Here is a 12,449-nt window from a genome sequence, read left to right as displayed (position 1 = left end):
TTTCTAGGTTCAGCAGTTGAGTGCTATTACTGCCCTTCCTGCTATAACCCGCAGCAAAAACACTAGATCAAAAATCGAAGGATGTCGGGCCCAACAAACCCCACTTGGGGATAATCAAACCTCGTCAGCTTCCCTATAACACTGTCAAACAACGCTGGAAGTGTACTGGTGCAACCATCACTGTCACGGGACTAAACAGTGCCTCAAGTGCCATGATTGGCTGTACGCATTACCTGAGTGATGAAAGCTCACTGAGGATTTGCTTTCCAACCAACGAGTTTGCCTTCAGACGGTACTACCATAGAGGTCGTAACCCCCTAAAGTTTGATACTTACACCAGCCTGTGAGTGACACATAGCCGGAAAAAGAAAGTCCTATGTAGATAAACAGCGTCTCTTTGTATTATGAAAATCCCATCAAAATGCGTTATGAATCACGCTATATGCAAATAAAATAGTCACCACCAGTAATCGGAGTAAGCATTCATACAAAGTCATGTTTTAAGATTAAAATTGCATTGATTTATAATAAGATAGGTAAACAAACTTAAAAATAAGCATAATCTATTTAATTATACTTTAAAGAAACCACTGACTTTCAACATTATTTCTTCCACATCAGCTCGTTAAGAAAAGGTGCGACCGTTAGTGTTTTATTTCCTCAATTGCAGTAATTCTGCTAATGGATATAATACGCCAAAATAGTAAATCCAATAAAATCTGGAATGGATGCCATGTCTAAGTATTTACAGACAGCAGCGGCTTTGCTGTATCTGTCATTATCATTGACTGTTTGTGCCAATATGCTGAGTCCTGCGGATAGAAATACTATTCAGCAACAACAGCGTGACATTTTAGAACAGAACCAGCGCCAGCGTCAGGAATTACAGCGTAGCCTAACCCCTGAGCTGATCGCGCCAAAAACGCTTCCGGCAACGGCCGGAGCCTGTTTTATAATTAATACTATTCATCTGCAAGGTGCCGATCATTTACCACCTAAAGATAAACAAAAATTACTGCGACCTTATCTGAATAAATGTTTGGACTTAAGTCAAATCCAGACGTTAATACAAGAAATATCTGATTGGTATATTTCGCGGGGTTATATTACTAGCCGTGCATTTCTTATTGAGCAGGATTTATCACAAGGTACCTTACAACTGGCGGTACTAGAAGGTAAGTTGCAAAAAATAGAGTTAGATGGCAAAACCTCTCGCCAATTAAAGATGGCCTTCCCTGGACTTGTTGGCAAAATTCTTAACCTGCGTGATATTGAGCAGGGTATGGAGCAAATTAATCGTTTGCGTCAAACTCCAGTGCAAATTGAAATATTGCCAGGGACCGAAGCCGGTTATTCCATTGTTAATCTGACCGCAACGCCTGAGTTTCCTATTAACATCGGATTTGGCTTTGATAATAGCGGACAGAAAAGTACCGGAACAGGTCAGATAAATGCCTCACTAACGACCAATAATCTGCTGGGTCTAGCCGACCAGTGGTTCGTTTCTGGTTCGCGTAGCAGTGATTTTGCCAGTAGCCATAATGCCCGCAGCGTGCAGACTGGAGTCAGTATCCCCTATGGTTATTGGCTAGCGGATTACAACTATTCCTACAGCGATTATCTCTCCACCGTAACTAACCGTGGCTTTGACTGGCTCTCCAGTGGCGACAGCCAGACGCATCGTTTCGCCATTTCGCGTGTGGTGTATCGGAACAGTGAGATGAAAACTGGTCTGTCGCTTGGCCTAACGCATCGCCTTAATCGTAATTATCTCAATGACAGCTTTTTGCAAAGCAGCAGCCGCAAGTTATCAAGCATCATGCTGGGGGTTAATCACAGCCAAAAACTGTGGGGCGGCTACAGCACCCTGAACCCCTCTTACAGTCGTGGTGTCCCCTGGCTTGGAGCCGAAGATGATAATGGCAAAAATAGTGGCGCCCCCAAAGCCGAATTTAATAAGTGGACACTGTCTGGCAGTTATTACCTACCTTTGGCGCAGGACTGGAACTGGCTCACCAGCTTCTACGGTCAATGGACACCGGATAATTTATATGGCAGCGAACGACTGACTATTGGCGGTGAAACCTCAGTGCGCGGCTTTAAAGAACAGTATCTATCAGGCGATAAAGGCGGTTATTGGCGCAACGAAGTGAACTGGTCACTGACCACCCTCCCCTTGCTAGGCAATATCACTGCACTGGCAGCCATTGATGGCGGTTATCTGCGTCATGACACCGCTGACAGTTATGCCTCAGGCAAGCTATGGGGTAGTGCCATCGGGCTGGGCAATCGTAATCGCTATTTCAGTAGCCAATTCACTGTCGGCTGGCCACTGGCCTATCCCGACTGGCTGGAGCCAGATCATGTTTCTGTTTATTACCGTATCAATTTTGTTATCTAACTGTTTGTATATATAGGGTTATCAGGGATGAAGAATAATAACGAGTCAACAATCAAAACTCATCATCAATGGCTGAGTTATACCCTGTGCACCCTGCTGGTACTGCAACCAATTATGCCCGCACTGGCAGCGGAGGTGAATATTGCCGGGGGCAATACACAGCTAGATAAAGCCGCTAATGGTGTGCCGGTAGTGAACATCGCTACACCGAATCAGTCTGGCGTTTCCCACAACCAATATAACGACTTCAATGTGGGTAAAGAGGGACTGATCCTCAATAACGCCACCGATCAATTAACACAATCTCAACTGGGTGGATTGATTCAAAACAACCCTAATTTACAAGCAGGTCACGAAGCCAAAGCCATTATCAATGAAGTGGTGGGGGCCAACCGTTCACAGTTGCAGGGCTATCTGGAAGTAGCCGGTAAGCAAGCCAGTATCATGGTCGCTAACCCGTACGGTATCACCTGCGATGGTTGCGGATTTATTAATACCCCGAATGTGACACTGACCACCGGCAAGCCAATAATGGATGCCAACGGTAAATTGCAAGCGTTGGAAGTCACTCAGGGAGCAATCTCGATTCAAGGTAAAGGTCTGGATGCCAGCCAGAGCGGTGCATTGTCGATTATTAGTCGTGCTACTGAGATTAACGCCCAACTTTATGCACAAGACCTGACACTGATTGCCGGCAGCAATCGCGTGGACGCGGCTGGTAATGTCAGCGCGCTGCAAGCCAAAGGTGATGCACCCAAAGTGGCGGTTGATACCGGTGCGTTAGGCGGGATGTATGCCAATCGCATCCGTCTGGTGTCCAGTGAGAAAGGGGTGGGCGTTAACCTCGGTAACCTCAATGCTCGCCAGGGTGATATCCAATTGGATAGCAGCGGCAAGCTGACCCTCAATAACACACTGGCACAAGGCAATATCATCGCCAACGCCGAACAGATTGCACTGAGTGGGGACCATAGAGCCGGACAAGACATACGGGTTAACAGTCAAAATGACCTAAATCTGAATGCGGCTACACTCAGCAGCGGTGCCAATATCGCATTGAGTAGCAATGGGCTATTACAGGTGACAGATAGCCAGATCAGTGCAGGTGTAGATGCGCAAGGCAAAGTAGGCACCCATGCCACGCTAAACATAAAAGGTCAGGATCAGAGTTGGAAGAACAGTAACCTGAGTGGCGGCACGGTAATCGCTAAAGCCCAAAATAGTATTATTCAAGATAAAACCTCCCGCGTTATGGGGATGAATGATGCTCAGCTACAAAGTCGTAGTCTGGTGCTGGATGGTAGCCTCAGCAGTGGCAGCGACTTACGCATTGATGCCAATACTCTGCACACTGGCGCAGACTCGCAACTGGCAGCACAGCGCAATCTCACCCTGCAATTGGTCGATACCGCCACTTTGCGGGGAAAAACCTATGCCGGCCAGGGATTGGCGTTATCAGCCAACAGTCTGTTTAATCAGGGTGAGTTAACCGCCAAACAACTGCAACTGACATTGGGGCAAACACTACAAAACCAGTCTACCGGCACCCTCACCGCAACAGACTCACTCGTACTGAAAACCGGGTTACTCGATAACAGCGGAAAACTGCTGGCAAATAACCTGACCGTGGCCAGTGATACACTAACCAATAGCGGCCTGATTCAGGGGAATACTCTGTTCTCGGCAATTATTGCGGATACTCTGGAGAATCAAAGCGCAGGCCAACTATTGGCGGGAAATGAACTTTCCATTGGGGCGGCTGAATTCACAAACAGCGGTAACGTGCAGGGTAAACAACTGCAACTCGTCGCAGACAACATCAGCAATCAGAGTGTTATCTTGGGCACCGACACCCTGACAGCCAGCGCCAGACAGGCCCTCACCAATACGGGTAAACTGCTGAGCGAGGGCGCAGTGGTGTTGACCGTCACAGCGCTTGACAATCAAAGTGAAATTTTGGCGAATACGCTGAATATTAACACCGGAAACCTGGATAATGCAGGTATGCTCAGTGGCGTGAATGCACTGACGATCACTGCAAAGCAGTTTAATCAGCAAGAGAGTGGGCAAACCTTATCCACCCGTCATGTCACACTGCAAACAGAGCACTTAACCAACAATGGGCACATTCAAGCTGACGACCTTGCGCTAACGGGGATTTCAGGGGAAAACAGGGGCTGGTTACAAGGCAACAATAGCTTAGCAGCCCAGTTTAGCGGTGACTTTACTCAACATGAGAGTGCGGTTTTTCTGGGTCAAAACACCCTGAAGCTGACGGCGCTAAACCTGTTTAATCAGGGGTTGATACAAGGGAACAATGGTGCAGCATTAACCTTGCAAAATCAGTTGGTCAACAGTGGAAAACTGCTTTCTGACGGAACACTGTCACTGACAGCCCCGATATTAACCAACAATGGCTGGTTGCAAAGTCATAGTCTGACCATCAATTCCAGCACTTTGAATAATCAGGGAACCTTGCTCACCGAGGGCGACCTCAATACCACCCTTAAGGCCTTATCCAATCAGGGCATCTTCCAGTCAAATAATCTCGTACTGAATGTCGGAACACTGGATAACAGCGGAACGCTACTGACCCGCCAAAATATGACTGTCACTGGCGAGCAGGTGAATAACTTATCCAGCGGTAAACTGGCCAGCGGTAACCATTTGACTCTGAACAACAAAGGGTTGAATCAGTCGGGTCAAATAGTCGCACTGGGCGATTTAACCCTCAATCTGGTGCAGGCGCTAAACCAAAATGGTTCATTGACCGCCGGTAATATCTTAACCGTTAGCACTCAAGGTAATTTGGTACAAAACGGTACCCTGCAAGGACAAAGTGTCACCCTGAGCAGCGCGGCAGCTTTCAGCAATCTGGGCAAGATGAGCGCAGGCAACGGAACATTTATCGTCAATGCAGCGACTATCACGCAGAACAATATCGCCACCCTGCAAAGTGGTGGGAATATCCAACTGATCAGCCAGAGTGATATCACTAATGACGGTTTTATCGGTACCGCCGGTGATTTACTGTTAAGTGCAGCCGGTCAGTTAATTAACCGGGCAATGCTTTACAGCGGTAATAATATGCAATTGCTGGCACAGCACATTGTTAATCTGCAAGGGAATATTCTGGCAGAAAATAATCTGTCGATGCAACGTGACAGTGCCGGGAATAAAAATCAATCCATTACTAATACCTCTGGCACCATTGAAACACAACGTGGCGATATCGTTATCAATACAACCGCCCTGCTGAATCAGCGCGCGGGATTTAATGTTGTTTCGAATAGCGTTGATTTGAGTGAGAGCAAAGGCTGGCTAAATGGTGCTTATGCCAGTATTCCCATCAGTGAGTTAGAGAACGGGAGCTATGAACTTCTCAGTTACACAACGAGGCATAAAGGTGACGCCTGTAACGCTAACCAATGTTCTTATTACACAGTAACCCATTATTACTACGCACCTAAGCCGGGTTTTACTGAACTCAATTTGGCCCTAAATCAAACAACCGTCACCGCGACAGCGAGCGGGAGCAGTAGCCGCATTGCCTCGGGCCGCCATTTGAATATCACCGCAGATACCCTGAATAATCAGGCCAGTACGCTACTGGCGAATAATGACATCCAGTTGCGTGGCAATGTACTGAATAATAATAGCGTGTGGACTGGGGTATCGACCGAATACGGCGTGTATCAATATGCGCCACCAGCTCAAAGTGGGTCATCAAACAGCACGACAGATTACAATATCCGTTACCAGTTGACTAATCATGAAACTGTTAACAATGATGGTGAGATTTTCCGCAGCGTTATTCAGGCGGGCGGCAATGTCACAGCCAGTTTTACTCAGGATCTCAGCAATACCACACAGGCCCCCTGGAGTGGTGGGATTAATCATCAGCTATCTGCGCCAATACTGGAAAGTACCACGCCTCCGAATTCAGTCAGTGGTGCGGACAGCGAGATCTTATTGGCGGACCAAAATAGCGGGCTGGACTCAATCCTGCGTGATGCCCTCAGTCAGTTAGCAAGCCTGGGGGCGGGATTAGCTGATTACCCTCTTCCCAGCGGCAACAGTGGCTTATTCATTACCAATCCAGACCCCAATAGCCCGTATCTCATCACCACCAACCCACAACTCAATGGGCTAGGTCAATTGGATAACAGCCTGTTTGGCGGTTTGTACGCCATGTTAGGCCAGCAACCGGGGGCTGCACCGCGGGAAAACAACAGCCAATTCACTGACCAGACTCAATTTCTTGGCTCAGCCTATTTCCTCGATCGCTTAAACCTGAAGCCTGATTATGATTATCGTTTCCTCGGAGATGCCGCTTTCGATACCCGCTATATCAGTAATGCTGTTCTAAGCCAAACGGGCCAGCGCTATATCAATGGCCTCGGTTCTGATTTAGCCCAGATGCAATACCTTATCGATAACGCCGCACAGGCTCAATCTGGACTGGGGTTGACATTGGGGGTCAGCCTGACGCCAGAGCAAATTGCGGCTCTGAACAAAAGTATCGTCTGGTGGGAAGAGATTAATGTTAACGGCCAGACTGTTTTAGCACCCAGGTTATATCTGGCTAAAGCAGACAGTGCTTCATTAACCGGCAGTGTGATTGCCGGTAATAAAGTGGAGCTTGATGCGGGTAAAGTTATTAACGCGGGTAGCACCCTTAACGCAGACCAGTTGTTAGCGGTGAATAGCCAAACCTCAATTAGCAACCTGCAAGGCGGGAAAATCACTTCCGGCGGCGATCTGCAACTGAGTGCTATAGATGACATCAATAACATCGGTTCCAACATCGATGGTCAGCGGGTGGAATTGGCAAGCCTTGATGGCAGCATCATTAACCAGACACTCACCCAACAGTGGACGGCAACGACGGCAGGCAATGGTCGCTGGGATAGCGAGTCATTGTCATTAACCCGTACGGAAATTGGCGATGCCGCCACTATCAGCGCCGGAGACTCTCTCAGCCTGAAGGCAGGAAAAGATATTTTAATTACCGGTGCCAAGGTATCTTCTGGCGATAGCCTGAGTATGCTGGCGGGCGGTGATATTGCTATCAAAGCCAATACTACACTCAGCAATGATGAACATAATAAACAGCAAGATCGACGTAACGGTTATCAACAAAGTGAACAACGTGACAGTCTGGGCAGTGAAATCAGTGCCGGAGGCGACCTGGCACTACATGCAGGCAATGATGTATTGCTTACTGCCAGCGAATTAGCTGCTAAAGGTGATGTAGACCTCACCGCAGGCCGTGATATCTCCCTGCAAACCGCAGATAAAAACAGCCAACAAAAAACCAATAATAGTGAAAACCGCACTACTGATGCCAGCCGCGCGGTGATAACCAGCGGCAATAATCTGACACTGGATGCCGGCCGTGATATCAACTCACAGGCAGCAGCGCTGGTGTCAGATAACGACACCACCCTCAAGGCGGGCCGCGATGTCAACCTTAACGCCCAACAAAGCAGCATCTATAGTGAAAGTCATGGTGATCGCAAACAACAGATTAATGAATCCATCCGTCAGCAAGGGACTGAAATCGTCAGCGGTGGCAATACCACTATTCAGGCTGGTAATGATATCAATCTGCAGGCCACACAGGCGCAAGCCAGTGGTGATATTGCACTAAAAGCCGGTCATGACATCAATGTGACGACGGCAACTGAAAGCGACTATTCCTTCTTTGAAGAAACCACTGTCAAGAAAAAAAGGTTGTCAAAAACTACCACCCACGTGGTATCTGAAGACTACGCCACACAGGAACAAGGTTCGCTGCTCAGTGGCAAAAATATCTCGTTGTCTGCCGGTAATGACTTGCTGGTGAAAGGTTCTGCAATAGTGGGTGACAATAATGTCGCACTGACTGCGGGCAACAATGTGGATATTGTGGCGGCTACCGAGGAGCAATCCAGTTACCGCCTATCTGAGCAGAAAAAGAGTGGCATGTTCAGTGGCGGAGGCATTGGAGTCACCATAGGCAGCACTTCATCAAGCCAACAGAGTCGTGATTCGGGGACGACACAAAGCCAAAGTGCCAGCACCATTGGCAGTACAGGAGGTGATGTCAGCATTACCGCCGGCGGAACCGCCCATATTGGTGGTGCTGATATTCTGGCCAATAAAAACCTGAATATCACCGGTGATAGCGTAGTGATTGAACCGGGCCAGGACAAACGTAACAGCGACCAGCGCTATGAACAAAAAAGCAGTGGTCTGACATTAGCTCTTTCCGGTGCGGTTGGCTCAGCACTAAACACAGCAGTGACGACCGTTCAAGATGCTAAAAACGAGACCAGTGGTCGTTTAGCTGCATTACAGGGAACCAAAGCGGCTCTGACCGGTATATCCGCTAAACAAGCCGTCGATTTGGCACAGGCGCAGGGCAACAACGGCACCGGCACCCTTATTGGTATCAGTGTGTCGTTAGGCTCACAAAAATCGACCTCGCAGCAACATCAGGAACAACAGGCTGTTAGCGGCTCAACCCTCACCGCAGGTAATAACCTCAATATTACCGCCACCGGCAAAGGTCAGAGCACCAACAGTGGCGATATTATTATTGGCGGCAGCCAGCTCAAAGCCGGTCACGACACTACGTTGGATGCGGATCGCGACCTGTTATTACTGGGTGCAGCCAATACCCAGAAAACGGAAGGCAGCAACAGCAGCAGTGGTGGCAACATTGGAGCCAGTATTACTTTTGGCGATAAAATCGGGCTCAGTATTTTCGCGAATGCCAATAGTAGTAAAGGCAAAGACAGTGGTGATGGCACCTATTGGTCTGAAACCACTCTCGACAGTGGCAATACTCTGTCTCTGACTAGCGGGCGCGATACCACCCTGTTAGGTGCACAGCTCAGTGGCGACAAAGTCGAAGCCGATGTAGGCCGCAACCTGACGCTGCAAAGCCAACAAGACAGTGACCGTTATGACTCGAAGCAACAGAGTATCAGTGGCGGCGTCAGTGTGGTGGTGTGGGGAGCGGGCAACAGCTCGGCAAACTTGAGTGCCACTCAAGACAAAATGCACAGTAACTTTGATTCGGTGCAAGAGCAGACTGGTATCTTTGCGGGCAAAGGTGGCTTTGATATTACCGTCGGAGAACACACCCAGCTGAATGGTGCAGTCATTGGCTCTACGGCAACAGCGGATAAAAACCGGCTGGATACTGGCACACTAGGCTTTAGTAATATTGAAAATAAAGCGGAGTTCAAAACCGAGCATCAGGGGGGCAGCATCAGCACCGGCGGTAGTGTGGCGGATAACTTCCTCGGTAACATGGGAAATCTGGTTTTGGTGGGGGCTAATAATGATGGCAACGCACAGAGTACCACCCATGCAGCCGTGTCTGATGGCACCATCATTATTCGTGATACGGACAAACAGCAGCAAAATGTCGATGACCTGAGCCGCGACGTCGAGCATGCCAATAATGCCCTCACCCCAATATTTGACAAAGAGAAAGAGCAAAATCGCCTGAAAGAAGCACAATTGATTGGTGAGATTGGCGGGCAGGTATTTGATGTTATCAGCACACAGGGACAGATACAGGCCACCACAGCGGCGAAAGATGCACTGGCGAAAGGTGGTAATCTCAACCCGACCCAGAAAGAGATAGAAGCGTCGCAAGTCTATAAAGATGCCATGAAAGATTACGGCATCGGTGGCACTTACCAGAAAATTGCGCAAGCCGCCACCGCCGCCCTGCAAGGGTTGGCGGGTGGTGATATGACCAAAGCATTGGCCGGTGCATCCGCCCCGTATCTGGCACAGATGATTAAAGATGTCGCCGGTGAAGATAATGAAGCGGCACGCATTGGAGCGCATGCGGTGTTGGGGGCGGTACTCTCTCATCTGCAAGGCAACAGCGCCGCCGCGGGTGGTATCGGGGCATTAAGCGGTGAACTGGCCGCCATCTACATCAAAAACAGTCTGTACCCAAATATCGAGACCAAAGACCTGACCGAAGCACAAAAGCAGGTTATTGTTAACCTCAGCTCCCTGGCGGCGGGACTATCCGGTGGCCTAGTAGGCGATAGCACGGGCAGTGCCGTTGCCGGTGCGCAGGCCGGGAAGAATGCAGTTGAGAATAACTTCCTGAGCCAGGGAAGTCCGCAGAAATATGCTGAAAAGTACAAAGAATGTAACGGAAATGCTGGTTGTGAACAGAATATCCGTAAGAATATGGCGCAAGAATCGGCAGATAACATTCAGAAGCTGAAATCATGCTGGGATGCCGGTGATGCAGCCTGTGTTGCTGATACTCGTTCGAAAATAGAACTTGATGAGAAAGCTTATACTGAACTGCGTCAGCAGGACAACATGGCAGGACGTGCTTATCAAGACTCAGCGAAATGGTATTCTGATATCATTGATCAGTGTGCTGGTAAGTGTGATTGGCTAGAAGCGGCATTGTTGAAGACTGGGGCGGATGGTTTAGGTAACTTGGCTTATGGGGCGCTGGGTGCGGGAAGCTTATCTGGTGTAAAACCGAGCACGGTAACTGAACAAGCCACCATAAAAGGAACAACTGCGGAACGAGGTTCTGTCGCAAATGCTAATTTTGCTCAATCAAAAATCAGGGCCAATGAAACATTTAGTGCTGAGGGTGCTGCTAAGTACAGCCAAATAGCAGGATATCCAATTAATACAGTTGATGATTTAGCTAATGCGATTCGCAGTGGTCTTATCAAACCAAATCAATTAGCTGTTGATTATGTAGAAATGAATGGTACGAAATTGATCCTTAATACTCGGACATCAGTAGCTTTAGATCGCGCAGGAGTACCAAAATCTGATTGGTATGGAACTAATCAAACAAATGTGGGAGTACCTGGAATGAATGGGAAAACTTACAATGAGCTTGCTGCAGATCAGTTAAAAAACAATAAGCTTCCAGAAACTGGTAGCCCTGCTATTCCTCAAGGGAGAAAATAATGGAAGCTGGTGCTGGAATACCTATCATAGACCTCTATGAGTGGCTACCTACATATGGTGAAAATTCAATAATTATTGAATCAAAAGGTTTAGAACTTTCGATCAAAGTAGAGTACGACGTGGAAGATAAACCACAAGCGACAGGTTATCGTGAGCTACGATTCAATATGGTCTGTGCTTTTTCAAGAACTGCATTTCCTGGTATACCTATTTCTAATATAAATTATGCTTCAAATGTTAAAGCCCCATCAATGGGGGCTTTAATTGAATACCCATCTTCCGAAACTGCACTTGCATGGAGCCGCCACTTTGGTGGTTATAGACCTGTAAAACACTACCAGGTTGCTTTCCTATCTGAAAATATATTGGTCGAGGTCTTCGCTGGTAGTGTGACTTTAGGAGATGAAACTATCATTACAAGTCAATGAACCGAATAGGTACCGTTTTAGTCATCCAAATACCATTAGGTGATTGATAGAATTTAATGCCCTGTTCGTACATCGATAGGGCATTAACTTTTAGTACAGTTGGTTTACCGTGTCGTTGCCCAACGGCTATGGCTGTAGTTTCATCACTCGATAAGTGTACATACTGGCGTGATCCAGCCATTAATCCTTGTTCTTTGATAGCCTCCAAAAAACGGGTCGCTGTACCATGATATAAGAACTCAGGGGGCATCTTCTCTTTAAAGCTAATATCTACTTGTTGCGTTGAATGTCCTTGAACAGCTCGGATGCAGAGTCCATCTTCTGAAATAGCGAACCGTTTTTTATCACTACCCTCAACAACAGCTTGGATAATCTGTTGATCAAGCCTCTGATTTTCCTTGCTAGCACAGGCAATCAATGAGTTGATATCCGCCCAACCTTCACTATCTAATGTTAAGCCAATTGATTCAGGTTGATGGCGTAGGACGTAACTTAAGAACTTGCTTACTTCGGTATGTTTTTTGCTCATGGTGAAGATCTCGAATAAATCCCGCCGCATTTTTTACGCCACGTATAAAAAGTGGCATCAGAGATGCCCAGTTTACTGCACCGGTATACCCAGTTCACCCGATAACATTCTTAAATTCGGAGACTTCGTT

Annotated in this window: 4 protein-coding genes; 3 read left to right on the top strand and 1 reads right to left on the bottom strand. The window is 47.7% G+C overall.

What is annotated here, in order from left to right; genetic code table 11:
* Positions 1–724: 724 nt before the first annotated feature.
* The 3 genes from FTA96_RS12375 to FTA96_RS12365 are packed head-to-tail and all read left to right on the top strand — an operon-like array spanning position 725 to position 11,790.
* Positions 725–2,401: a ShlB/FhaC/HecB family hemolysin secretion/activation protein gene (locus FTA96_RS12375; protein ID WP_145573906.1), complete on the top strand. Its 1,677-nt coding sequence runs from the start codon at positions 725–727 to the stop codon at positions 2,399–2,401.
* 27 nt (positions 2,402–2,428) lie between these two features.
* Positions 2,429–11,362 carry a hemagglutinin repeat-containing protein gene (locus FTA96_RS12370; protein WP_145573904.1) on the top strand — a complete coding sequence of 2,978 codons (8,934 nt, stop codon included), beginning with the start codon at positions 2,429–2,431 and terminating at the stop codon, positions 11,360–11,362.
* Positions 11,362–11,790, top strand: a complete 429-nt coding sequence (locus FTA96_RS12365; RefSeq protein ID WP_145573903.1) for a hypothetical protein — start codon at positions 11,362–11,364, stop codon at positions 11,788–11,790. The genes FTA96_RS12370 and FTA96_RS12365 overlap by 1 nt, the downstream gene beginning before the upstream one ends.
* Here the strand turns inward: FTA96_RS12365 and kptA are convergent.
* The gene (gene kptA, locus FTA96_RS12360) at positions 11,777–12,319 is read right to left on the bottom strand and encodes an RNA 2'-phosphotransferase (protein ID WP_145573901.1); all 543 of its coding nucleotides are present in this window, start codon (positions 12,317–12,319) and stop codon (positions 11,777–11,779) included. The genes FTA96_RS12365 and kptA overlap by 14 nt on opposite strands.
* Positions 12,320–12,449: the final 130 nt, after the last annotated feature.

This window comes from Yersinia alsatica (genome assembly GCF_902170305.1).
Taxonomy (GTDB): domain Bacteria; phylum Pseudomonadota; class Gammaproteobacteria; order Enterobacterales; family Enterobacteriaceae; genus Yersinia; species Yersinia alsatica.
Note: the sequence above shows the minus strand (reverse complement) of the source record. Positions and strands in the feature narration are given on the sequence as shown.

Excerpts from the sequence above, each read along its gene's own strand:
- FTA96_RS12375 (WP_145573906.1), top strand. The coding sequence starts at position 725 with ATGGATGCCATGTCTAAGTATTTACAGACAGCAGCGGCTTTGCTGTAT.
- FTA96_RS12370 (WP_145573904.1), top strand. The coding sequence starts at position 2,429 with ATGAAGAATAATAACGAGTCAACAATCAAAACTCATCATCAATGGCTG.
- FTA96_RS12365 (WP_145573903.1), top strand. The coding sequence starts at position 11,362 with ATGGAAGCTGGTGCTGGAATACCTATCATAGACCTCTATGAGTGGCTA.
- kptA (WP_145573901.1), bottom strand. The coding sequence starts at position 12,319 with ATGAGCAAAAAACATACCGAAGTAAGCAAGTTCTTAAGTTACGTCCTA.